This window comes from Gardnerella sp. KA01001, from assembly GCF_049244025.1.
In the GTDB taxonomy this organism is placed as follows: Bacteria; Actinomycetota; Actinomycetes; order Actinomycetales; family Bifidobacteriaceae; genus Bifidobacterium; species Bifidobacterium swidsinskii.
Map to the genome: position 1 here is coordinate 356,652 of NZ_CP058366.1, position 24,592 is coordinate 381,243.

General features: G+C 40.9%; 17 protein-coding genes and 2 tRNA genes. 10 read left to right on the forward strand and 9 right to left on the reverse strand.

Features of this window, described 5'->3' with window-relative positions; all coding sequences use genetic code 11:
• Positions 1-9: 9 nt before the first annotated feature.
• The 4 genes from dnaB to ftsY all read right to left on the reverse strand — a co-directional run bounded on the left by dnaB (position 10) and on the right by ftsY (position 6,440).
• Positions 10-1,470 carry a replicative DNA helicase gene (dnaB, locus tag HXT59_RS01660; protein WP_076002551.1) on the reverse strand — a complete coding sequence of 487 codons (1,461 nt, stop codon included), beginning with the start codon at positions 1,468-1,470 and terminating at the stop codon, positions 10-12.
• Between the two features lie 65 nt (positions 1,471-1,535).
• The gene (locus HXT59_RS01665; RefSeq protein ID WP_004110141.1) at positions 1,536-2,897 is read right to left on the reverse strand and encodes an MATE family efflux transporter; all 1,362 of its coding nucleotides are present in this window, start codon (positions 2,895-2,897) and stop codon (positions 1,536-1,538) included.
• Positions 2,898-3,317: 420 nt separating this feature from the next.
• Complete coding sequence (locus HXT59_RS01670) at positions 3,318-5,096, reverse strand: ammonium transporter (protein ID WP_012913714.1); 1,779 nt, start codon at positions 5,094-5,096, stop codon at positions 3,318-3,320.
• 162 nt (positions 5,097-5,258) lie between these two features.
• Positions 5,259-6,440: a signal recognition particle-docking protein FtsY gene (gene ftsY / locus HXT59_RS01675; RefSeq protein WP_081378914.1), complete on the reverse strand. Its 1,182-nt coding sequence runs from the start codon at positions 6,438-6,440 to the stop codon at positions 5,259-5,261.
• A 188-nt stretch (positions 6,441-6,628) separates the two neighbouring features.
• Here ftsY and HXT59_RS01680 point away from each other — a divergent pair, with 188 nt between their 5' ends.
• On the forward strand, positions 6,629-6,889 hold the full coding sequence (locus tag HXT59_RS01680) for a glutaredoxin domain-containing protein (protein WP_004110149.1): 261 nt from the start codon (positions 6,629-6,631) through the stop codon (positions 6,887-6,889).
• Between the two features lie 71 nt (positions 6,890-6,960).
• Positions 6,961-7,033 (forward strand) — tRNA-Lys (locus HXT59_RS01685).
• Positions 7,034-7,184: 151 nt separating this feature from the next.
• Here the strand turns inward: HXT59_RS01685 and HXT59_RS01690 are convergent.
• On the reverse strand, positions 7,185-8,600 hold the full coding sequence (locus HXT59_RS01690; RefSeq protein ID WP_004110152.1) for a DUF4032 domain-containing protein: 1,416 nt from the start codon (positions 8,598-8,600) through the stop codon (positions 7,185-7,187).
• A 249-nt stretch (positions 8,601-8,849) separates the two neighbouring features.
• Positions 8,850-9,977, reverse strand: a complete 1,128-nt coding sequence (locus tag HXT59_RS01695) for an ABC transporter ATP-binding protein (RefSeq protein ID WP_004110155.1) — start codon at positions 9,975-9,977, stop codon at positions 8,850-8,852.
• Positions 9,978-10,217: 240 nt separating this feature from the next.
• On the opposite strand from HXT59_RS01695, the gene HXT59_RS01700 reads away from it, so the two are divergent.
• Positions 10,218-11,177, forward strand: coding sequence for a DsbA family protein (locus HXT59_RS01700; RefSeq protein ID WP_004110158.1), 960 nt, complete (start codon positions 10,218-10,220; stop codon positions 11,175-11,177).
• A gap of 95 nt (positions 11,178-11,272) precedes the next feature.
• On the opposite strand, the gene HXT59_RS01705 is transcribed toward HXT59_RS01700, so the two are convergent.
• Together HXT59_RS01705 and HXT59_RS01710 are read right to left on the reverse strand one after the other, a co-directional pair.
• Complete coding sequence (locus tag HXT59_RS01705) at positions 11,273-12,244, reverse strand: DsbA family protein (RefSeq protein ID WP_421777246.1); 972 nt, start codon at positions 12,242-12,244, stop codon at positions 11,273-11,275.
• A gap of 132 nt (positions 12,245-12,376) precedes the next feature.
• Positions 12,377-14,218 carry a serine/threonine-protein kinase gene (locus HXT59_RS01710; RefSeq protein WP_421779542.1) on the reverse strand — a complete coding sequence of 614 codons (1,842 nt, stop codon included), beginning with the start codon at positions 14,216-14,218 and terminating at the stop codon, positions 12,377-12,379.
• A gap of 164 nt (positions 14,219-14,382) precedes the next feature.
• On the opposite strand from HXT59_RS01710, the gene HXT59_RS01715 reads away from it, so the two are divergent.
• The 4 genes from HXT59_RS01715 (at position 14,383) to HXT59_RS01730 (ending at position 17,998) form a co-directional block, all read left to right on the forward strand.
• Positions 14,383-14,459, forward strand: a tRNA-Thr gene (locus HXT59_RS01715).
• A 448-nt stretch (positions 14,460-14,907) separates the two neighbouring features.
• Positions 14,908-16,290, forward strand: coding sequence for a G5 domain-containing protein (locus tag HXT59_RS01720; RefSeq protein ID WP_421779540.1), 1,383 nt, complete (start codon positions 14,908-14,910; stop codon positions 16,288-16,290).
• A gap of 55 nt (positions 16,291-16,345) precedes the next feature.
• Positions 16,346-17,242: a 16S rRNA (adenine(1518)-N(6)/adenine(1519)-N(6))-dimethyltransferase RsmA gene (gene rsmA / locus HXT59_RS01725; protein ID WP_102155561.1), complete on the forward strand. Its 897-nt coding sequence runs from the start codon at positions 16,346-16,348 to the stop codon at positions 17,240-17,242.
• A gap of 129 nt (positions 17,243-17,371) precedes the next feature.
• Entirely contained in the window at positions 17,372-17,998 is a 627-nt protein-coding gene (locus HXT59_RS01730) for a LytR C-terminal domain-containing protein (protein ID WP_004110176.1), read from the forward strand.
• Positions 17,999-18,055: 57 nt separating this feature from the next.
• On the opposite strand, the gene HXT59_RS01735 is transcribed toward HXT59_RS01730, so the two are convergent.
• Positions 18,056-19,528 (reverse strand): CCA tRNA nucleotidyltransferase, encoded by a 1,473-nt coding sequence (locus HXT59_RS01735; protein ID WP_049762339.1) that lies wholly within the window; start codon positions 19,526-19,528, stop codon positions 18,056-18,058.
• Positions 19,529-19,570: 42 nt separating this feature from the next.
• Here HXT59_RS01735 and HXT59_RS01740 point away from each other — a divergent pair, with 42 nt between their 5' ends.
• From HXT59_RS01740 to murJ, 3 genes are read left to right on the forward strand one after another with little or no spacing between them, the layout of a single operon-like run.
• A complete protein-coding gene (locus HXT59_RS01740; protein ID WP_004110180.1) occupies positions 19,571-20,347 on the forward strand; it encodes an NUDIX hydrolase in 777 nt (258 codons plus the stop codon).
• On the forward strand, positions 20,298-22,721 hold the full coding sequence (locus HXT59_RS01745; protein ID WP_421784331.1) for a DUF6049 family protein: 2,424 nt from the start codon (positions 20,298-20,300) through the stop codon (positions 22,719-22,721). Before HXT59_RS01740 ends, HXT59_RS01745 begins: the two co-directional genes overlap by 50 nt.
• The gene (gene murJ / locus HXT59_RS01750; protein WP_064621505.1) at positions 22,718-24,514 is read left to right on the forward strand and encodes a murein biosynthesis integral membrane protein MurJ; all 1,797 of its coding nucleotides are present in this window, start codon (positions 22,718-22,720) and stop codon (positions 24,512-24,514) included. Before HXT59_RS01745 ends, murJ begins: the two co-directional genes overlap by 4 nt.
• The last annotated feature ends 78 nt before the right edge of the window (positions 24,515-24,592 follow it).

Consider the following 24,592-nt stretch of genomic DNA (forward strand, 5'->3'; position numbering starts at 1 on the left):
TCACACCCCTTATTGCTGGTAGTCTTGCGGCATATCCATGAACTTGGAAGTTGCACCCAAGAAGGCAAGATTAAACGTGTCAGTAGGGCCGTTACGATGCTTTGCCATAATAATATCTGCTTCGCCTGGGCGATCTTCCTTATTGTAAAAATCAGGGCGATGCACTAGGAACACAACGTCAGCATCCTGCTCAATAGAACCAGATTCGCGCAAATCTGAAAGCTGTGGTTTCTTGTCGTTTCGCATTTCCGGCCCTCGGTTAAGCTGGCTCAATGCCACAACTGGCACTTCAAGCTCTTTTGCAAGCAACTTAAGCGCACGTGAGAATTCCGAAACTTCCTGCTGTCGGCTTTCCACGCGCTTGCCGGAACTCATCAGCTGAAGGTAATCAATAACTACCAGTTTCAGATCATTAGTTTGCTTCAAACGACGGCATTTTGCGCGAATTTCCATCAAGCTCATATTTGGACTGTCATCAATAAAAAGCGGAGCGTTTTGCATTTTTGTCCAAAAAGTATTAAGAGTATTCCAACGATCCGGAGTAATATCTTCCGCTCTTCGCATAGCAGCAAGCGGAATATTAGTTTCTGCAGCAATAATGCGCTGAGCCAATTCCACTTTGCTCATTTCTAGAGAGAACACAATAGACGTCATATTGTGGTGCAGTGCTGCTGAACGAGCGAAATCAATGCCAAGTGTTGACTTACCCATAGCCGGACGACCAGCAACAACAATCATTTGACCAGGCTGCAAACCTTGAGTAACTTCGTCAATATCTCTAAATCCAGTCGGCACACCTTGCTCAAGTTCATGATTTTGCATTTTATCGAGCTGATCAAGAGTATTTTGCAAAACTGGGCCAATAGCAACGTAATCTTGACGCACTTTGCCGGCACTCATCTCATACACTTCTGATTGCGCAAGATTTACAATATCTTCTGCTTGCGCTCCGGAAGCAGAATAGCCCATTTGCGCAATTTTTGTGCCAGCAGTAATAACGTTACGAAGAACAGCATTTTGGTGCACAATATCTGCGTAGTACATTGCGTTTGCGGCTGTTGGCACAGAAGCTACTAGGCTGTGCAAATAGTCAGCTCCGCCAACTTTATCGAGATTTCCATCTTTCATTAATTCGTTAGCTACAAGCACAACGTCAACAGGCTGTGAGCCAGCGAAAAGCGTAAGAATAGCATCATAAATTGTTTGGTGCTGCGGTAAATAAAAATCTGATGTTTCAAGCAATTGAGACACTTCGCCAATAGCATCTTTGCTCATAAGCATTCCGCCAAGCACAGCCATTTCTGCATCGACATCGTGAGGAGGCACACGATCAAACAACGTAGCACCTACTTCAGCACCACGATTTGCAACGCCAGAACCATATGCAGAGACGTCACCATTGCCACCACGATTGCTCCCTACGCGGATAACATTGCCTTTAGTAGATTGCCACATATCATTATCTGCCATAAAAACGAGTATAAACGCGCGCACGTATTATGAAAAAACGTAAATGTATTAACACAAAACTTTATTTACATTTTTAGCGCAGAGTCCATCCACGTATCATTTCTTATGCGCAAACTATTGCCTATTGCACGCCCCCCAATATAAACAGCATTTAAAACAACCCATAAAGTAATAGTTCTTACCACGTCATTAGCGTCGACGACGACATCGAAAACGCTTGTGAGCGCCAAAAATGTTAAATACACAGCAGCCATTACTGAGCAAGCTTTTGCTAAGTAACGGTGATCGCCTGCGCCAATTAATACGCCATCTAGTGCCCACATCCATCCAGCAAGAGGCAAGAACAATCCTAATATTGTCATACCTACAGAAATTAAAAACTGGATATCTGTATGCTGACTAAATAGTGGCGCGCAACTCCAACCCACGAAAATCATGAATAAACCGACTCCTACGCTGCTTACAGCTCCCACTTGAGCACAAATACGCGTAATCATTCCTGCGCGCTTACGACAGCCTGCACCTAGTGCTGCAGCAACAATAGTCTGCGCAGCAATACCAATTGCATCTAAAATATTCATAACAAAATTCCAACAAGAGTTAGCAACCTGATACGCGGCGAGAGTATTAGTACCGAGATGAGTCGCAGTAACAACCGTAGCTACCATGCACACGCGCAATGCAAGTGTACGAACAAACAAAGGCATACCAGTTCCAGCAGAATGTAGAATATGCTGGAAATGCGGTTTGAGACGCGCACCACTTTGAGTAGCCCAAATAACTGCAGGAATAGTGAGAACAAGTCCCATGTACCATTGCGCAATCATTGTTGCAATACCAGAACCAGCGATTCCCATATTGAGACCAAATACTGCGATTACATCGAGAATGGTATTTAGAACAGCTCCACTTACAGCAGCAAATAATGTTATGCGCACGTTGCAAAGACCGCGAAATATGCCATTTGCTGCATACACGAGCAACATCGCAGGCAATCCAGGCATAACCATTTGTGTGTAAACGATAGCATTTTGCAACGTAGAGCCACGCGCGCCTATTGCGTAACATAACGGTTCAGCGGCGAAAATAAGTATGACTGTAAGAATTATGCCAAGCAATAATGCAAGCCACAACCCATCCATACCAATGCTAAAACCTTCTCGACGCTTACCTGCGCCTAAGAGACGCGCAACCTGTGAAGTTGTATTGTAAGCCAAAAATAAGCAGAGACCTGTAGTAGTAAGAAGTACCGTTGATCCAATAGAAAGACCCGCTAGAGCACTTTTGCCAATATGACCAATAATAGCAGTGTCAATGAGTACAAATGCCGGCTCAGATATGAGCTGTCCAAAAGTCGGTACAGCTAGTAGCCAAATATTGCGCAGTACGTCTTTTTTGTTCTGGTTGTCCAACTTTTGATTTGTCATAATGCTTCATTCTACTGCTACTTTGTCACGCTTGCATAAAAGAAAATTGCAATATGCTAACAAATTTTATGCAAAAGCAATTGCGAGTGAAGTAACACAAATATGCGTAAATCGCAAATAAAAATATTATTTTAAAAAGTTATCCGCAGGATATCCACAATGTTATCCCCACTATGTGGATAAATTTGTGTGATATCCACGTAGACACGCCTAAAATGTGGATAACTTATCTTTTTTATCCACATCAAGCAATTCGTGCGTGTCATATGAATAACTTATTCACTAAAAATAAGTTATTCATTAAAAAACTTGATTTTAAATTAGCAAAAATAGCAAAACCGCATATCTTAGATAAGACATGCGGTTTATACCAACATAATTCGAACTTGCTGCTAAATCATAACGCTTACGCACATGCGTCTATTCTTTAGCACTATTATTTCGTTTTTCTGTTTTTTTATTCTTTTGCGATGATTCATCTTTTTTTACAGTTTCAAACTCTTCTTCAGAAGAAGACTCTTTTTGCTCAACTTCAGATTTAGAATCAACCTCAGAATCGCCTTGCTCAGGATTTGCCTCAGATTGATTAACCATAAAATCAGATTGTTCAACCTCGTTTTCACCCATATCAATATCAACAGAAGTAAGAACAGCCATTTGAGTTTTATTTGCATCATCATCTGCAACAGCAACTACAGCGCCATCATGACTTTGTGCAATAGAAGAAAAATCGTAAGCACGCTCTCCTTGATCAACCAAATCAACGCCCTTACGTTCCTTAGCTTCCGAAATACGCCATCCAAAAAGCTTTTCAAGAACAAAAGCTAATACTGCAGTTACAGCACCTGCATAAAGCACCGTAATCCCAATTAAGCACAGTTGTGCAACTAACTGATGCCAATCACCAACAGCAAGTAATCCAGAACCATCAGCAAATAAGCCTACTGCAAGCACACCAATAAGCGCAGCAACACCATTCACGCTAACTACATGCAAGGCACCATCGTAGCGCACAAAAGTACGAGAGTGAGTCACTAGAGAAGTAATAACACCAGAAAGAACACCCAAAACTAAAGCCCACAATGGAGCAATAACATCCGCGGCTGCAGCACTTGCAGCCAATCCAGCCATAACACCAGACGCAGCTCCCAAAGCAGTAAAGCATCCAGAGTGTAAACGTTCAGTCACACCCCAGGCAAGCATTGAAGCAGAAGCAGTTATTGTGGAACTCACCCAAGCATAACCTGCAACTCCAGGAACGCCTGCAGAAGAACCAATCATTAACCCAAGCCAACCGAACCAAATCAAGAAAACGCCAAGCATAACGAAAGGAACATTATGCGGATGGCGAGCAGCAACACCATTTTCAACGGCTGACTGCGTTGCAGTGGATTCAGCAGCAACCTCAGTCACTGTAGCAACTGGAGAGACAACAGTCTCACTAGCGGCATTTTTAGCATGCTCAACATCAGCCCACAATGCGCGCGATAAACGACTTTTAGGATTACGCGAATTAGTAGCTCCAGAATTAGCATTGCCACTCGTATGCGCAACATTCTTAATATGCAAAACAAAACGCTTAAGAGGGAAGTGAGCATGTCCGCCAATAATCATAACAATTGCAAAAGCCGAAACAGCCGCAGCAATATGCAATATAGAGCCACCTGCGAAGTCATGCACTGAAATACCTAACGCCTGTGAAATAGCACCATTAGGCGAAAGCAATCCACCACCGCACACCATATGTGCTAATGGAGCGAATACTAAAGTAATCCACACAGCTACGAAAATAAGCCAAATAGCGTAACGCACTCGACCGGCTAGAGCTCCAGTAATAAGCGCTACTGCAACAACAGCACATGCTAAACGAAAAGCTGCAGGAATGCCGCCAGATAATCCGGAATTTGCGTCCATAGACGTAAACACACCATGATCTGCCACCATCGAATCACGGAATAGCAAACCACTCAATGGATCACCTATAACACCACCAGCCATATCTTTGCCAGCAAAAGCTAACGACCATCCCCACAGCGTCCAAACCAGTGTGGTTACAGCAATAGCGCCAGCTGAAAGCATCATCATATTCACCATGGAAGTAGCGCGTTCACGGCCTCCATAGAACAGGGCAATACCCGGCGTAATAATAAACACCAACGCGCCAGCCAACAATGCCCATTGCGGATCCATTGTGGTCATTTTTCACCTCAATTATTTGAAACAGCGCAACAATAACATCATTGCAGCTTAAGTATTACTTTATATAACTATTGTACCGAGAAACTCTTATAGCCAAAACTCATAAAGACTTTAGTGGAACATTAAAAACTACCACTCATGCAACTACATCAATGCTCAGCATTAAGCGAGCAAACCGTCTACGAAGCTTTGAGCATCAAACGGCACTAAATCATCTGGTCCTTCGCCAAGACCTACTAGCTTAACCGGTACACCAAGTTCATGCTGTACAGCTATAACAATTCCACCTTTAGCGGAACCATCAAGCTTAGTAAGGACTACGCCCGTAATGCCAATAGCTTCAGCAAATACTTTTGCTTGAGACATGCCATTTTGACCAGTAGTAGCATCCAATACCAGCAATACTTCATCAACAGGCATAGTTTTTTCTATAACCCTACGAATTTTGCCAAGCTCTTCCATTAAATTTGCTTTATTCTGCAAACGACCAGCAGTATCTACAATCAATAAATCAGTTTGCTCTTCTTTTGCCTTATTCGCAGCAATAAAAGCAACAGAAGCAGGATCAGCACCATCTTTATTTGCACGAACAACTGGCACGCTTACTGCAGACGCCCAAGTTTCAAGTTGATCAGCTGCAGCCGCACGAAAAGTATCTGCTGCAGCAAACATTACTGAACGTTTTTTGGCAATAAACAATCGCGCTAATTTACCAGCAGTAGTGGTTTTACCGGTGCCATTAACGCCGACCATCATAATAACGCTAGGATGATGCGCATTTGATTTATCTACATTTAAGCGTCGATCAGCGTCTTCATCTACTATTTTCAATAGTTTTGTACGCAATGCTGAATGCACATCTTCTGAATTAGAGGTACCAGCAATGCGTGCATCTTTGCGTAGATCTTCTACTAATTCTTCACTAGCTCGAGAACCAACATCGGCCATAAGAAGAGTATCTTCTACATCTTCCCAATCTTCTTCCGAAAGATGGTCCTTGCTTATGATATTAAACAATGCACGACCAAGTGGATTTGCACTATGAGCCAAACGTTCACGAAGATGTTTAATACGCGAAGAAGTACTTTCTGGCAATAATTCAGACTTTACTTCTTCATTAGGTACAACCGCGACGTTACTTTCTATCTGTTTTTCAGATTTTTTTGTTCCACGCGCTTTAGTTTTGCTTGTATCGATTGCACTATCAACGCTTTCAGGAATTACTGGTCCATGACTATTGCTGTGAATGCGCAAAATCACTGCAACTGTTACTAATAAGATGACAATAACAACAGCCGCAGCCGCAAACCAAATTAGCATGTTCATATCCATAACCATATTCATGACATCAAGACTATGAAAGTCAAGGGACACTAGCAATATATTTCACTATTTTTTCTCATCTTTGTTACACTTCAACGTCAATATGCTTAGGTACACCTGCATCTATTACACTAGTAAAAGTAGTAATAAATAGTACGAGCTATTTATTACGCAAAATTTGAATTCACAAAATCATTGAGGAGGATTTTATGTCAGATCAGCCTACCGTAAACGTATACGGTGCAGATTGGTGTGGAGATTGCAAACGTGCGAAAGCTGCGCTAATCCAGTATGGTGTGGCATTCGTTTGGCACGATATTGAAACAGAAGAGGGTGCTGAAGAAAAAGCGATTGAAATTAGCAATCAAAAGCATATTCCAGTTGTTACTTTTGCAGATAATACTTTTATGGTTGAGCCATCAGCAACACAAATAAAAGCAAAACTTGAGTCACTCGGAATACTGCAATAAATATATGTAACACGCATAAGTTAACACGATATTCACTTCGTCGATTGAATGTAGTACACTTAGCATTTGTTGCCCCTTTAGCTCAATTGGCAGAGCAGAGTCCTTTTAAGTCTTGGGTTGTGGGTTCGAGTCCCACAGGGGGCACTTTTTTATACCCAAATTTAGGGTAAGCGAGTAAACTGCAATAAAAAAACGGGGAGTTGAAGCTCCCCGACGAAAAATTCACTTAAAATCAAAGACGGCAATCAATGCCGTACTTATTGAGAATTAGCTGATTACTTATATAACACAATACTCAACTTGCCCAAACACTAGCATCTTGATCATCTTCATCTATATCGTGACCTACAGGTGCTGGAGAAGAATACGTGTATTCATCATCCACAACGCCAGAATCAGCATCTGCATTAATAGCAGCAAGAACATGCTTATCCATTTTGTACTGAGGAAGCACATTTTTAATATAGCTTGTCACAGCATCTTGCATAGCAACGTCATGGCCAACTTTTTCTGCCATAAACCAACGATGATCCAACACTTCATGGAAGAACTGAGCTGGTTCAATTTGCGAACGGAATTCAGGAGGTATCATACGAACTGTTGGCTCGAAAATTTCACGCATCCAATCAGTTGCGACGATTTCCAGCTCTTCACCTTGACGCCATGTAGAAGTGCGATATGCATCCAAATCGTTTAGCAGCCTTCGAGCCTGATTCTCTTGAACATCCAATCCAGTAAGACGAAGAAGCTTGCGGGAAGCATAGCCAGCATCCACAACTCGAGGTCGAACCAAAACCCTTCGACCATCTTCTGAAGTCTTCATCTCCAACTCATCAACATCGAAACCAAGCTCATTTAGACGATTAACACGACGTTCAATTCGCCACATCTCATCAGGACTGAACTTATCAACGTCAGTAAGCGTACTCCAAAGCGAATGATAGCGATCTACTAGACGATTGCCTATACTAATTTCATCTACTTCTGTCGGTAAAAGCTGACCGGAGCTCAAATCCATAAGCTCACCAATAATGTTGGTTCGAGCTAAATCAATATCGTATTCTCGTTGACCTTCTGTTAAACTTCCATGCAAATCACCAGTTTCTGCGTCAACTAGGAATGCAGAAAAAGCATCTGCATCTCGCAAAAACAGCACGTTGGAAAGCGATACATCGCCCCAATAGAAGCCAGAAAGATGCAAGCGCACCATAAGAACAGCAAGCGCATCGATAAGGCGCTCTGCAGTATCCGGACGCAACGTACGAGCAAATAATGCACGATATGGTAGTGAGAACTTCAAATGTTTCGTAACTAACATTGCCTCAAGCTTTTCACCATTAGCGTCATGGCGTCCTGCAACAACAGCTATAGGAGTAACTGTAGGCAACTCAAGTTTACGAAGCCTACGCAAAAGCTCATACTCACGTTCTGCAACTTGACGAGTAATTTCCTTCATTGCATACACTTCATCGCCAACGTGAACAAATCGCACAACGTGGCGAGAAATACCACGCGGCAAATTCACGAATAAATCAGCAGGCCATTGAGAAAGTGGTAATTCCCAAGGCAGTGTAAACATTTTTGGATTTGAACTAGCCGCAGTAATCTTCAGTGCCTGCGGCTCTTGAGAAGACGCATTCTCGTCCTGTGCAGATACCGAAGTTGCTTGCACAGCACGCGGGTCTAATTGAGGAGCGTCATTCCATTCCATAAAGTTTATTTACCAATCAAGCTCATGCCAACGATATCACTGCATTCCAGATAAACACAGCTCAACCACCGACGAATTATTGATAACAACTATATATAATAAGCGATGCATTGTAATGATGTATTATTGTACACTTATTATGCTGCTTTTTTGTGCCAAAAACGGGGTTCGCGTCATATTGCGAACCCCGCTCTATACCTTATACCGAAAGTTTGCTCATTAGCTTATATAAGCAGGCAAACCAACGTTTTAGTTCAAACGCAACTCCGTAGAAGGTGCGAACAGATGCATCTTAGATGGATCAATCTTGATCTTCACGGTGTCGCCAACCTTTGGAAGAGCACGTGGGTTCACGCGAATAGTCGTGAGCTTATTTTGATCAGACATCATAGTAGATGCTTCCTCAGGAGAACCATCGGTGATGATATTGCCATAGATATAGCCATCAGAACCGAGATCTTCCACGTTCATTACCTTCAAGGAGAACGCATTTGGATCATCGGATGTTGCCAAGCTTGCATCTTCTGGGCGGAAGCCAACAATAATCTGTCCGTTATCTTCTGCAGTGAGCTTGTCAACAGCCTCAGCTGGAAGAAGTATAGAATCCTCACCAATCTGAGCTCGACCGTTTACAACTGGATGCTGATTGATATTCATAGATGGTGAACCAATGAAGCCTGCAACGAATACGTTTGCAGGGCGGTCATAAAGCTCAGTAGGAGCTCCAACCTGCTGCAATACGCCAAGCTTAATCACTGCAATGCGATCGCCCATGGTCAAAGCTTCGGTCTGATCGTGGGTAACGTACAGAGTAGTAACACCAAGCTGACGCTGCAAAGCAGCAATCTGAGTACGAGTCTGAACGCGGAGCTTAGCGTCGAGGTTGGAAAGAGGCTCATCCATGAGGAAGACTTTTGGTTCACGAACAATTGCGCGACCCATAGCAACACGCTGACGCTGACCACCAGACAAAGCCTTCGGCTTACGATCCAAATACTCTGTCAAATCCAACACTTCTGCAGCTTTTTCAACACGCTTGCGGATTTCTTCCTTAGGAACACCAGCAATCTTCAAAGCAAAGCCCATGTTATCAGCAACTGTCATATGCGGATACAGTGCATAATTCTGGAAGACCATTGCAATATCGCGATCCTTTGGCTGCATTGTAGTAACATCCTGACCACCGATGAGGATACGTCCTTTGTTAACCTCTTCAAGACCTGCCAACATACGCAAAGTAGTTGACTTACCGCAACCAGATGGACCAACGAGTACGAGGAACTCACCATCTTTAATAGTCATGTTCAAGTCATCAACCGAAGGCTTATCGTTGCCCGGGTATATACGAGTCACATGATCAAATACAACTTCTGCCATGATATGTCCTTTCATCGGCAGGTACGTGCCGAACGATCCGTAGTGAAGGGTGTGCACTCATGACCCCAATTCCTACATCGGCGGGTATCAATCGTCCACAGTTTACTTACCTGGTCCATTGAAGGTTCTCTTCGTTGAGCCATGCCTTAATATATCATGTTTATCTTAGAAAAACAGCAAAAAATCAGTATTTTGCATAAACTCGGCGTGTCGAGTAAGGCGCACAAAAGGAGAATAACTATGGATCAACAACAAGAAACAACAAATAATGAAATGCAAAAATCAAATACCCCTTATAGTAAAAGCTTAATTGGCATCGTAATAGCACTAATTATTCTTGCATTCGCTGCAGGAGCTGGGTTTATGACTTATTACAATTCAATCAATAAACCACAAGTAAAAATTGAAAATCCAACAACCAATAAGCCAGATACACAAACTGAGGATACAGCAGACTCCCAAATAACCAAAGAGATTAAAAAATTGCCTTCTTCTGACATCCCACCAGCATCTAATTTACAAGGCGGAATTCTTCTTAGCAAGGATGGGTACGGCAAGCAAGCTGCTGGTGCTCCTACAGTTGCTACTTATTTTGATCCTTTGTGCCCTGGTTGCGGATCCTTTAATCGTACTGTTGATGAAACTTTAATTAAAATGGTTGAAGCAGGTCAAATTAACCTAGAACTTCACCCAATGTCATTCTTAAATCGTTTTAGCTCAGATCAATATTCTTATCGCGTCTCAGGCGGTATTGCCTATATCGCTTCGCACGACAACGATCCAAAGCATTTGCTTCAGTTCATCAATAGTATTTTTAGCGAAAGATTCCAGCCGGAAGAAGGCGACGGATACCAAGCAACACCAAATAAAGCTCTTATTGATTTAGCTGAAGATGCTGGAGTTGCAGATAAGATTGCGAATGAAGCATTTAACTTACACTATGTTAAGTGGCAAGAAGTTATTAATGAGAATACTCCAGAAGAAAAAGCTTTATGGAATGTTTCTGGCTCTAATAAAGGCGCTATGACAACTCCAACAGTAACAATTAACGGTAAGCTAGTAGATCTCAATGCAGCTTCTGAAAAGCAAATGGATCCTTTGGAAGCTATATTAAAGTCTTTGGGAATCGATAAAAAATATGTTGGCAAATCTGGTCATATGCCGAAAGTTACGTATAAGAGTAAGCCGCTTGAATTATAAATAAAATTAAGTAATCTCTACACTAAAACGGACGTTAAGAATACACTTAACGTCCGTTTTTATTTAATAATTTAGATTTCTATAATTTAGCTTATTTACAATGCAATAGGGGAACTAGTGTCAGACACTTTAGGCATCTGACCTGCAACTCCAACTTGTTTTTTATCCAGGCCGATGCAATGAAGCAGAGCATCAAGCACCTTCATTTTTTTCTCATTAATGGCATTCATATCAAGCAATTTATCGTTAATAGTTACAGTCGGCGTTGTCATAGATCCTTTATTTGGACCGCTGACATTCCACAATTCCTTACGATCAGGAGTGTATTTATTAACTAGCAGCTGCCACTTCAAATATTGGCGGTTAAAAGCTTTACTTGCAATTTCGTTTGGAATTCCAGATTTCTTAGCCAGTTTAATCAACTCTTTATTGCTTACAGGCTTATATCCCTCGCTTTCTTCCGGCTGGAATTTTTCGTTAAAAATGCCATTGATAAACTGAAGCAAATGCTTTGGATTGTTATCATATGAAGCGATATAAGCAATAGCACTAGAAACACGAGTCGAGTAATGGTCAGTAGAAAGTCCATCCAAGAATGACATTGGGTGAAGTTCTAGGTTAATTTGACCTGCTTCAACCATTTTAATTAAAGTTTCATCAACAGTACGATTAAAGGATCCGCAACCAGGGCACAAAGGATCAAAATAAGTGGCAACTGTAGGAGCACCAACAGCTTGCTTGCCGTACCCATCCTTGCTAAAAAGAATGCCATTCTTAGAATTAACACCGCTTGGACGAATACTTGGATCAATATTATCCAAATTATGATTAGATTTTGCAGATTGCTCTATTTTTTTCTGAGGCTGAACGTAAGCTGCCTGATACGCAGTAATGCCTACAGCAGCCAACATAGCCGCAACAATAATTACTACAATAGCGCCGATAATTGCTTGCTGACGACGCTCACGCGCCTCACGCGCTGCACGTTCGCGATTTTCTATAGTTCTTTGTAGGCGAGTAGCAGATGAATCTCCCTGCTTATTATCACGCATCTGAATTTTAGGCATTGTTATCCTTCAACCATTTATTTCGCACACTAAGACTCGTTCCTAGCAGCATTCTTGCTAATGAAATAATAACTTCATCACAGTTTAGTAGATGGCATCAACGGAAAATACACATTACGTATCATACTATTTTTATTTTTCAAATGATTTTCCAGAATAAAATAACGCACCTAATCCTAAACGGAATTTTGTAGTCCACTTAACTGCAGCAAAAATAACCCATGCAACAATAAATCCTAGAGCATATCCAACTGCAGTACTTGAAAAAATATTAGGTGAGTAAGTTGGTAAAAGAATACGCAAGGATCCAACATCTATAGAAAGTAATTCAGGATTATTACCGCAGAAAAATGGATATATAACAGCTCCAATACCTCCAGAAACAACAATAGCTATAACTCGTGGAAGCATGTAAACAAATCCTCGAATAATATGCCACGGTAAAGTTGCAATAAGCACTACAGAATCATGGCGAGGAATTATTCCATCGTTAAGTTGCCATCTTCGCAAGCTTGATGAAATACTGTAGCCGGATGTTGCACTAATCCACATAAAAACCATCGCAAAACCAATAGAATCGAGAATGCTTAAGCAAGCAATGGCTAAATGAAGAATTATACAAATCAGCAGTATCCATGTTCCTCTACGCGCATAATCATGTTTATTAAGAGCAGGATCAACAGAAGACACTTCATCACTTTTAACGTGTAGAGAATCACCTGCTTCATTTTCAATATTGCCATTATCAAAAGTGTTATCAGAAGAACGAATAAGTTTTGAAGATTGTGCAATGCGTGAATTGTTTGAATTGTCGTCCTGTATATTCTGAAAATCTACATCGTTTAACGTATTAATTCGTGTTTTTTCATCCACACAAAATGTTTTATCGTCTTCACTATTATCTAATGAATGTGGCATAACAGTAGTAGAACGAACAGTTACGGTTGGCATTTCTCCATCAGAATTAAGATTTGTTATGCCAGCTGTACCAGCTGCATCGCAGGTACGAGAATTTGTTAGTATAGCAGTTTTTTCTTTTGTTTCACGACTTGTTTCACACCACATTTTACGCATAGTTATGTTAGTGGCATTACGGTCAAAAGGGCGGTTCGCCTCCGGCCAGGCTAAAGGATCCATAGCATCTTGACTAATTGCATTTTCTAAATCAGATGGCATGCAACGCTGCTCTCGAATCGGATTCAAAGCCTTACGAAAAGCAGCCATTGTTCTAGGAGATAACCCAGTTAAATCTGCATTGCCTGAGGCAGCACGCTCCAAAACCGCCATCATAGGCTTTGTCCCAAAAACAGGCTTACCGGTAGCCGCAAATGCAAGCACAGCAGCAACAGACCACCAATCTGTAAGTTCATCTGAATCTCCGCCTTCAATAATTTCTGGAGCAATAAAACCAGGAGTGCCCATCACTAATCCCGTGCGAGTAACATGGCTTTCACCTTCGCCCATCGCAATCCCAAAATCTACCAATACAGGTCCAGTAGCAGAAATCATTACATTAGTTGGTTTAATATCGCGATGAACAATACCGGCTTCATGAACTGCTTTAACAGCTTCAATAAGCTTATGCGCAAGACGCTCCAAATCATCTGCAATATAAGGTCCATTCTCATCCACGTCTTCGCGCAAATTATGTCCTTCAATCAACTCTGTCACAATAAAAGCGATTGAAGCATCTAATTCCATATCCACTATCGCGCAAACACCTGGATGATGAATCCTCTGCAAAGCCAAAGCTTCACGTTTTAAACGTATTCGAGCACGTTCCTGCTCAGAATCTTCATCTTCACTCTGTTTTGCATGAACAGAAGCACGTAATATTTTCATAGCATATTGATTGCCGCCATCGTCATTAACGCGCCAAACTGACCCCATTGCGCCGCCGCCAAGCCTAGAAATAAGCGTGTATCCGCCTACATTAGTCCCTGGTTGCAAATCGAACATGCTTGTATCTTCCATACTGCATTATGTTAATGCCTTATATTGCCAAATACGCAAATATAAACAACAAAAAACACGCCGTTTCTATATTCAACATCGCCGTAATTTTGTAATGACGTGGCATATGGTACACTAATCAATTGTTCTACTTAGCATGATTCGTCATGCTAACGAGAAACTTCGCCTCCTTAGCTCAGATGGCCAGAGCGGCCGCCTTGTAAGCGGCAGGTCGCCGGTTCGATCCCGGCAGGAGGCTCCATTTTTATTCCACTCGTTTCGCGAGTATTTCTTATTTTCCATTCACATATTCCAGAACTATAGTTTTGTTATCTTTCGTATCACATATAATGACGTGAAATGATTAAAGCAGAGGGGATAGTGGCTAATTAACTATTCAAAAATAGAAAAGATTTTTATTTTTCATATACAGTGCCAAATTATGGCGTATTATGAAAATAACAAATCTATATCTGTGCACATGATCATCTTTATAACAAAACTTTTCGCGAGTAAGAACTCGGGAACCTTCCCCCAACTCAGGGTTTCCGAGGTGAGAGTGGAGCGTCCCCCAACCAGCTCCACCTCATAGGGGGCGGGAATATCCCCTTCTCTCCCGCCCCCACTTTTATTTTGTTTTGCACTCAATTTTGAATGCAATACTGAAGGTATAATAGAGAAGTTAGCATTATTGCAAAGGGAGTGATTGTATGGCACGTCGATGGACGCCTAGACGATTAATAGTGATGCGTCGTGCAAGAATAATCGCCTGCGTTTTATCTATATCACTCACAGCAACAAGCTTGTTTATATTTACAGCTAAAAAATCTGTTGCAATGATCATAAATGGAAAAACGCATATTGTAAGCACTTATTCAACAAATCCAATACGTTTATTGGAAGAACAACACGTGCCAATAAAAACTCACGATCAAATTATTTCTTCTTCTGGAGATATTCTCACAAATCATTCTACTGTAACAGTTCGCAGTGCTTATCAAACTTCTATCACTGTAGATGGAGTAACTATACCGTTCTGGACTGTTGCAACTAGTGTCGATCAATTAATCGGCTTTTTTAAAGCTAATGCTAAGAACGCTTCACGAATTACAGTAAATTTGCAAAATATTTACGATAAACTCACTTGCGGCTTATCAATTAATAAAAAAGGTCCAATTAGCGTTATCGCTGACAGGAAAACACGCATTGTGCAAAATGGAGACTTACCTGCGAGCGCAATTCTTGATTCTCAAGGTATAGTGCTCGGCAAGGAAGATCGCGTAAGCGTAGAAGAAGATGATGGAAATACTGTTTTACGTGTTTCTCGAGTTACTCATGGCAAAGAAACTCGTACAGTTTCATTACCTTTTGCCACACAAACTGTAGTAGATCCTAAACTTCCAGCGAATTCTCGCGTTGTACAACAAGTTGGCGTGAATGGTGAGCGCGAAGATATTTATAACGTTACATACGTAGATGGCAAAGCAGAAAGCGCAACTTTAGTTTCGCAAAATTTGGTAAAGCCTGCAGTTAATCAAGTTATTGCTGTAGGTAAGGCTGCTCCTGCACCAATTCACAAAAATAATACAAATACGCAAAAGTCAAAACAATCCAAACAACAAACAAACTCTCAACCCAAAAAGCAGAATACTGAGCAACCTGCAAAACAGGAGAAGAAAAACAGCCAACAGCCAACTCAACAACAAACCGCATCTGCAGCTCCCGCACCTGCAGCTAATCCACCTGCACCCGCTCCAAGCTCTAATCCCGATAGCCTTGTACATGCTACTCCAGAACAAGCTAAACTATTCGCTCAGGGCGCAGCTGCGCAAATGGGTTGGACCGGTAAAGAATGGGAAGATCTTTTATGGTTATGGAATAGGGAATCTGGATGGAGATGGAACGCAGAAAATCCTAGCTCACACGCTTATGGCATTCCTCAAGCTCTTCCTGGAAATAAAATGAGCAGTGCAGGAGCTAATTGGCATGAAGATGCCGCAATACAAATTAGCTGGGGTCTAAGTTACATTAAGAGCAAATATAAAACACCTAGTGGAGCAGTAAAGCATTCGCGCGAAATTGGCTGGTATTAAAAGGCAGCAGCGTGTTTTAACGCACTTTGGCGCAACGGATTAATTGTTACGAAATTTGGACGGTAAAACTTTGACAGAAATCAGCATTGAAAATGAAGGTCAGCTTTTAGGTGCAGCAGATATTAGACGTATTGCTGCCGAGGAAGGCATTACTCCTACCAAAAAGTTTGGTCAAAATTTCGTTATTGATCCTGGTACAGTGCGAAAAATAGTAGCGGCAGCTGAAGTTAAATCTGGCGATATCGTTATGGAAGTAGGGCCTGGTCTTGGTTCTCTTACTCTTGCAATATTGCAAACAGGAGCACAGCTTACTGCAGTAGAAATAGACCCTCCGCTAGCTCGACGATTGCCGCATACTGTAGAAGAATTTATGCCTCAATCAATGCAAAAATTTAACGTCATTCTAAAAGACGCTTTGGCAGTAAATGCCGATGATGTTCCACAGATTACGCAGGCTAAACAATTTACTCTTGTTGCAAACCTGCCATACAATGTTGCGACGCCTATTATTCTTACTTTGCTAGAAAAATTTAGTAACTTACAGAATTTTCTAGTTATGGTTCAAAAAGAGGTAGCAGATCGTTTATGCGCACAACCTGGGAATAAAGTATATGGCACACCAAGTGTTAAGTTGGCGTGGTACGGCAAAGCCCAACGCGCAGGGCTTATCGGTCGTAATGTATTTTGGCCATCGCCAAACGTTGATTCAGCATTAGTTTCTTTTACTCGCAATTGCACAGGCAAAGGTGACAATAATGAACGTGAGGGAGTATTCGCTTTCATTGATGCCGCCTTCCAGCAACGACGTAAGACATTGCACGCAGCTCTTAAAAATCAAGTTCCAGAAGAAGCATATAAAAATTCTGGAATTGACCCAACTAGACGCGGCGAGACGCTTACTTGCGATGAATTTATTGCTTTATATCGCGCATGCAAAGATTGTAAATTATAAATAAAACGCATATTTATTCGTTGAATAAATATGCAAAATAAAATATTACGCAATGAAATATTACGTATATTCTGCAGCTTGTGTAAACTTGCTGCTAACAAAGTTACAAACCACAGATCGGAAGTGAACATGACGCAAGAATACGACGAACGTATTGCTCGTAAAGCTTTCATGTATCAAAGAAAAAGATCTGTACTCACTACAGTGGGCGTAGGCTTGGGCGTCACTTTTATATTTGCTTTACTTGTGCAATTCCACGCTTTTGGCATAAATTCTGTGCGTGCTCCAAAAGATAACCCAAATTACGGCGTTCCAGCTCCATGCGCAATAATAGGAAAAGAAGGAGCCAAAGCCCCTTACGTAGATAATAGAGCTGTAGCAATCAGAGTTCTCAACGGCACAAAGTTCCGCGGTCTTGCTCGCGCGGTTGGCGAAGCTTTAAACGCTCGCGGATTTAACTTAACAGAAGTTAACAATAACAAATCCAGTAACATTAAACGAACAATCATTTACTTTGGAAAAAACGCTATTAATGAAGCTTATACAGTAAACGCTAATTTTACCGATGCAATTATGCGAATGGATGATAGAAAAGATAAGCTCGTCGATATTGTGCTTGGCTCTACTTTTAATAATCTTCGCCCTAAAGTAGATGTTCCAGCAGCAGGCGCAACAATACATGAAGTGCAAGGATGTATAAGAGCTGATCTTATGAAAAACATTCCTAAGGCAGATCAGCATAAGGAAGTTAAATAAAAAAGAGTAGCAGTAAAATATTTTATACTGCTACTCTTTATTTAAGTGAAGAAACTTTTACTTTTTGTACGTTTCCTCATACCATCGCTGTAATTCTTCTACAGCAATATCATGGTCTACCGGACCATTATCGAGACGGTAATCAAGCATATGCTTATAAGCCTCACCAACTGTTGGACCTGGTTGCAAATGCAATAATTGCATTATTTCATTACCGTCTACATCAGGTCTAATAGCGTTAAAATCTTCCTGCTTTTTAAGCTCCTTTACGCGCTCTTCCATCTCGTCCATCGCATGCTCAAACATTAACGATTTGCGACGATTCTGAGTGGTTGCATCTGCTCTAGTAAGTCGGTTCAACCGCTCATACAGATGTCCTGAATCTTTTACGTAACGACGAACTGCAGAATCAGTCCACGGTTCATCAACATACCCATGAAAACGCAAATGCAAATTCACTAATTCAGTAACATCTTCGATAAGATGATGATCAAAATGCAGTGCTTTCAAACGTTTACGAGTCATTTTTGCGCCAACAACATCATGGTGGTGGAAACTAACTTTCCCTCCATCTTCAAATTTTCGAGTTTTTGGCTTCCCAATATCATGCAATAAAGCAGCTAGACGCAACGTTAAATCTGGAGACGGCACTGGACCTTCCTGATCTGTTTCCAAAGCTATAGCGCGCTCAAGAACCATCATTGTGTGTTCAAAAACGTCCTTATGACGATGATGCTCGTCAATTTCAAGCTGTAAAGCTGGAATCTCCGGAAGAACACGCTGAGCTATACCAGATTCAACAAGAGCTTCTAATCCTTTACGAGGTCTGTCCGAAAGTAACATTTTAGTAATTTCGTCGCGAATTCTTTCAGCAGAAACAATATCTAACCTATCTGCCATGTCCACAATCGCTTCAGCAGTATTTGCTTCGATACTAAACCCAAGTTGCGCAACAAAACGAACTGCACGCATCATACGCAAAGGATCGTCATCAAAAGATTGACGAGGATCAACCGGGGTTCGCAACACGCCTTTAGCTAAATCACTAGCACCGCCAAAAGGATCTACAAACTGTAAATCTGGCACGCGCAACGCCATTGCGTTGACAGTAAAATCACGCCTAGAAAGATCACCTTCTAAAGTATCACCGTATTGCACTTCAGGTTTACGAGAATCTGGATCGTACACATCAGAACGGTATGTAGTAATTTCAACTTTTACTTCTGTACCATCAGCACGTCGACGCATAGCTCCCAACGTGCCAAATTTGCGACCCATATCCCAAAAACCATCATGTCCCCAACGACGCAAAATAGGTTCAAACTCTTCGGGTCGAGCTGATGTACAAAAATCAAGATCATGCGACACGCGATGCAGTAGCATATCTCTCACAGGACCACCAACTAATGCAAGTTCATAATGACGCTCAGCAAAAAGTCGCCCCAACTCTATAGCTTCAGGCCAAACTTCGAAGTTCTCAGTCACCCTTACCGACACCCTTTCAGCAAAAATCAATCTATATTCCAGCATACCGTTACCCCAATGCACAGCGGATTGAGTAATGTTGACTATATGATCACTCCTGCAGACTTACGACGTACGCTCGCCAAGCTTGCGGATAATCATGCCCAAAATCAAGCTGCTCCTGTTATTACGCCACTTGATTTAGCTAAAATGCATAGAAAAAAGTCTTGCCAGCAAGACAGTTGTGAAGAACAAAATGTTGTTGATATTCCGCTGTTTTCTAAGGATGACAGCACTGCGCAAGACTCAGGATCGCCGGAAGATAATCTTCAAAAAACATCTTCTTTCTCAGGCGTATCTCCAGCACTTATGCCACCACGCAGACAGGCAGATACTCCTACAACTTTTGCTTCTTTAGATGCGCAAGACTTGCCAATTATTCGAGAATATTCCGCAGGCGGTTTAGTATTTGACTCTCTCGGGCGTGTCGCAATTATTGCTCGTCATTCAAGAAGCGGACACCTTGAATGGTGTCTACCAAAAGGACATATAGAAAAAGGTGAAACACCTCAAGAAACAGCAGTTCGCGAAATTCATGAGGAAACGGGTATAGTTGGCGAAGTAGTAGATTCGATTGCCACAATCGACTATTGGTTTACAGGCACAACGCATAGAGTACACAAGCTAGTACACCATTTTGCGTTACGTTACGTAAGTGGCGACTTATCTGTATTAGGAGATCCTGATCACGAAGCAGAAGACGCAATATGGGTGAATTTTAAAGAACTTAATGCAATACTAAGCTATCCAAATGAACGTAAAATTGCATGGCTTTATGCCAAAAAAGCACATAGGCGGTCTAACAGTGAAGAAACTCACGCGTAAACATCAGACCACAAATGCGTCTACTGTTCTAAAGCAGAAGGCACTTTCATACGTATTTTCTTTATTACGAGTTACGTTACATACTTGCTTAATTTCTGCACGTTTTATTTTTATATTATTCGTAGTATTTGCAACAATTTTTGCTTTTCCAACAGCAAAATATGCAGGATTAGCAAATTACGCATATGCAAACACGAAAAAAGCAGATTTATCTGACAAAACTTCTACAAGACAAAATAAAAAACAATCTACGTATGAGAACCCGCATAGCAAGGGCATTGAAATAGATATAACTCAAGCAACGCCTGTAGTAACAGATAAAAGCGGATACCACCTTACTGCAACACTAAAAGCCGTAAAAACGGCACTTCCAGAAGGCACTTTACAACTTTCTATAAATTCCAATTACACTTTTGTTTCGCGCACGGACGTGCAAAATTGGTCGCAAGAGGAATCTCTTATACCAACTCCTCAAATTTTAGATTCCGTAAAAACTCCAAGTTTAGCTTCCGGTCACACGTGCACTCTTAGCTTTAACATACCTGCAGATAAACAAGAATTACGTTCCATCCTGAATTGGGGTCCCAAACCATTAAAAATTACGTATTTCTCACAAGATTATTCAAAATACAAATCGATACATTCTTTTTTGACAAGAGCAAATATTGGCATGCACTCAGCTAACTTACCAGCGATGAAACTTACTGCGCTCATGCCAATATTAATTCGTACACAAAACGATTTACGCAATTTTAAAGCTAATAACATTCAACCTAGCGATCATTTAGAAATGTTACTTAGAGCAGACAAAGATAGTATTCACAACATTATTGGGAAAGCTGATTTAGCAAATAAACACTCAAAATTACAAACAATCGCAGATTTAAGCACAATACAAGCATCGCATTTAACACTCAAACCAAGCGCTTATATGCAACAATCTGGTTTTGATATCAGTGCTTATGCAGATGACAATAATGACGATTTGTATAAATCGGCAGGAATTACTAAAGAAAAATGGTCTGCAAAAAATTCGCAATCGCAGAAAAATATTACTAAAGCAAATAATTCAAAACAAACAGACTCAACTAATCATAATTTAAATAAAGCTTATGCATGGCAAACATACGGCAAATGGACTATTCATGCACTAGAGCAAGCAAAACGTAATGGATATGAAACTGTTATTGCAACAGACGAATTTGACAATAATGCTTCACAGTTTGCTGTTAGAAATGGCATATACGATATAGATACGCCTGCAGGGAATGTGCGAGTTTTGTCACCTCAATCAGTGCTTACTCTTCTGGCAAACGGAAAGCCTACAAGCGATAACGCAACAAGCGAACGAACTCAGGCTGGGCGCATTAATCGTTTAGTGGCACAAAGCGCGTTCTACCAAATGGAACAGCCGTATGTTGATAGACATATTCTCATTACTTTTTCGAATAATGCATCTAATTCAAATATTGATGCTGTTATGAACGCATTAGAACAATCTCCTTGGCTGTCGTTAAGCGACTTGCAAACAATGGCAAATACGAAGCAAAATGCCTTGCCTGACTGGAAGAAAAATTCCATAATGCGTGAAATATCTCGCAACAGCTCTATAAGCGAGAATATTACTGAAAAACGACGCTCTTGCCTAAACGATTTGTCACATTCAAGGAAAGACGTTTTACGTTTTACTAAGAATATTCTCGACTATAGTTCCGCTAAGCATCCTCATAATACTGAGGGTGACGCTCAAGCACTTGCAAAACAAACAGCCAAAACAAAAAAACTTATTAACATAAAAGACTTAGAAAAGTATTTATTACGCTTATACGACGATATTTCTTTGCACGAATTTACCAATAATACGATCGAGCAGCAAGATTCAGCCAAAACTACTGCACACAGCAAGAAAAATAACAAGTCTTGTATAAGTAAAAATACTGCTAAGACTTTTGCAAATACACTGATGAATGGCATTCGCATAATCCCACCGCATGATATTACTGCCGTAAGCGAAACAGCAAGCATGCCTATTACGATAAGCAACACATACTCTTACCCTGTGCAAGTGTATTTATCTGCAAATACTCATGCTATGGAAATTGTTACACGCCGTAAAACTTTAGTAAAAATTCCAGCTAATAGCGAAACTCAAGTAACTTTACCACTGAGAATCACTACATCAATTCACACAAAAGCTACTTTTGTGCTTGAAGACAATCAGCATCGCGTATTTGCAAAAGAACAAAGCACACTTATTACTAGTACACTGCAAATTAGTGATAAAAGCGGTACGATTATTATAGTATTTGCTTTCATTCTTGGTCTTCTTGGCCTTTGGAGGCAATTCCACCGTAAGAAGGATCCAGACGAATGAGTTCAGTAGGTCGAAATTCTGTAATTATGGCTAGCGGAACAGCCGCATCACGCATTACAGGTCAAATACGTACTATCTTATTAGCAGCAGCCCTTGGAACAACAGGTTTAGCAGCAAACGCATATCAAGCTGGATCTATGATTCCACAGCTAATATATACGCTTGTTTCAGGTGGAATTTTCAACGCTGTATTAGTACCGCAAATTGTTCGCACTCTCGAAAAGAAAAATGCCGAGGAACGCTTAAATAAACTTATTACATTTGCAATTCTTCTGCTTCTCGCGCTAACAGTTCTTATGTCTATAGCAACGCCTGTGCTCACTATGCTATACGCCGGCGGAAGCGCCGAAATGCAAACATTAACATGTTCATTTACTTTATGGTGCATGCCTCAAATTTTCTTTTACGGTATTTATACAGTACTTGGGCAAGTTTTGGCAGCAAAAGAGCATTTTGCCATGTACGCGTGGAGTTCAGTTGCAGCAAATATTATTAGTTGCCTAGGCTTTGGCGTTTTTATCATCATCTTTGGTAAAGCAAATAGGATGCCACTAAGTTTTTGGAATGGCAATACTCTTTTGCTCACTGCAGGATTCTGGACTATTGGCGTAGCAGCACAAGCCTTAGTGTTATTCCTACCTCTTATAAAATGCGGAATACACTACAAGCCAAGTTTTGGTATACGAGATATCGGTTTAAGATCAATGGGCCCTGTTGCTGCATGGAGCATGGGCATTGTTATTGTTACACAAATAGTTGTAATGATTACTACGCATATAACAACAAGCGTCCCATTTGTTGCCGAAAAACGTTTAGGATTAGATCAGTTTGAAGTAGCAGGTAATGCTACTTATCAAAACGCTTACACAATGTTCCTATTGCCCTACTCTTTAGTTGCAGTATCTGTTGCAACAGCAATTTTCCCTAAAATTTCACGCTCCATTGCATCTCACGATTTACATAGCGCGCGCAATGATTTAAGTGAAGCACTCAGGCATGTAAGCATAATTATGTGCTTCTTTACAGTCATTTTTATTGTTATTCCGACACCTATTTCGTTAGCTTTAATACCATCAATAAGTGTTCAAGAAGCAAACCTTATGTCTGCACCTCTAATGATGCTAGCTTTTGGCTTGCCTTTAACTAGTAGCTATTTGATTATTCAACGCACATTCTTTGCTTTTGAAGACGGTAAAAGTCCTTTTATTTTCGCAGCAGCGCAACTTCTTACTGAGCTTTTTGCCTTTGTATGTTGCATTAATGTACTGCCACCTACTTATTGGGTTACAGCTTTAGGCTCATCAGTTTCAATAAGCTACTTCTTGACTTTCCCATCACTTGTTCATATGCTTCGAAATCGTTTCAACAATGACTTAGATGATCGAAATCTTGCAATTACGCATATAAAAATTACTATTGCTTCAATAGTATCTATTGTTGTTGGTCTCTTAGTGAGTAAACCGCTATTGCATGTTTTAAACTTCAATTCCCCACATATGCATGGAATATTAAGGTGGGTATACGCAATACTTATTTGCGCAATAACAACAATTATTATTGCTGTTGTTTATCTGTCAGCACTCTTACTTTTGAAGACCAGAGAACTTGTAGATTTGTCTGCCCCAATAATTAGTAAGCTTGCCCAAAAGATTCCTGCTCTTGCTCCTCTTGCTAAAATTTTTGAAGAAACTGCAAAAAGTCAATCACAGCACGAACAGAAAAATCTTAGAATTCCGCGTAGAATACAATCCGATGCAAAATATCATGATTCTTCTAACAGCAAAAACTTCTAAGAGCGTAGTTTCATATTGAGCTTTTCCTTAAAATATGTGATTATTTGGGAAATTATTTCAATAACAGCAAAATGCTGT

Coding starts and splice junctions, on each gene's coding strand:
- dnaB (WP_076002551.1), bottom strand. CDS start 1,470: ATGGCAGATAATGATATGTGGCAATCTACTAAAGGCAATGTTATCCGC.
- HXT59_RS01665 (WP_004110141.1), bottom strand. CDS start 2,897: ATGACAAATCAAAAGTTGGACAACCAGAACAAAAAAGACGTACTGCGC.
- HXT59_RS01670 (WP_012913714.1), bottom strand. CDS start 5,096: ATGACCACAATGGATCCGCAATGGGCATTGTTGGCTGGCGCGTTGGTG.
- ftsY (WP_081378914.1), bottom strand. CDS start 6,440: ATGAATATGGTTATGGATATGAACATGCTAATTTGGTTTGCGGCTGCG.
- HXT59_RS01680 (WP_004110149.1), top strand. CDS start 6,629: ATGTCAGATCAGCCTACCGTAAACGTATACGGTGCAGATTGGTGTGGA.
- HXT59_RS01690 (WP_004110152.1), bottom strand. CDS start 8,600: ATGGAATGGAATGACGCTCCTCAATTAGACCCGCGTGCTGTGCAAGCA.
- HXT59_RS01695 (WP_004110155.1), bottom strand. CDS start 9,977: ATGGCAGAAGTTGTATTTGATCATGTGACTCGTATATACCCGGGCAAC.
- HXT59_RS01700 (WP_004110158.1), top strand. CDS start 10,218: ATGGATCAACAACAAGAAACAACAAATAATGAAATGCAAAAATCAAAT.
- HXT59_RS01705 (WP_421777246.1), bottom strand. CDS start 12,244: ATGCCTAAAATTCAGATGCGTGATAATAAGCAGGGAGATTCATCTGCT.
- HXT59_RS01710 (WP_421779542.1), bottom strand. CDS start 14,218: ATGGAAGATACAAGCATGTTCGATTTGCAACCAGGGACTAATGTAGGC.
- HXT59_RS01720 (WP_421779540.1), top strand. CDS start 14,908: ATGGCACGTCGATGGACGCCTAGACGATTAATAGTGATGCGTCGTGCA.
- HXT59_RS01730 (WP_004110176.1), top strand. CDS start 17,372: ATGACGCAAGAATACGACGAACGTATTGCTCGTAAAGCTTTCATGTAT.
- HXT59_RS01735 (WP_049762339.1), bottom strand. CDS start 19,528: ATGCTGGAATATAGATTGATTTTTGCTGAAAGGGTGTCGGTAAGGGTG.
- HXT59_RS01740 (WP_004110180.1), top strand. CDS start 19,571: ATGATCACTCCTGCAGACTTACGACGTACGCTCGCCAAGCTTGCGGAT.
- HXT59_RS01745 (WP_421784331.1), top strand. CDS start 20,298: ATGCCAAAAAAGCACATAGGCGGTCTAACAGTGAAGAAACTCACGCGT.
- murJ (WP_064621505.1), top strand. CDS start 22,718: ATGAGTTCAGTAGGTCGAAATTCTGTAATTATGGCTAGCGGAACAGCC.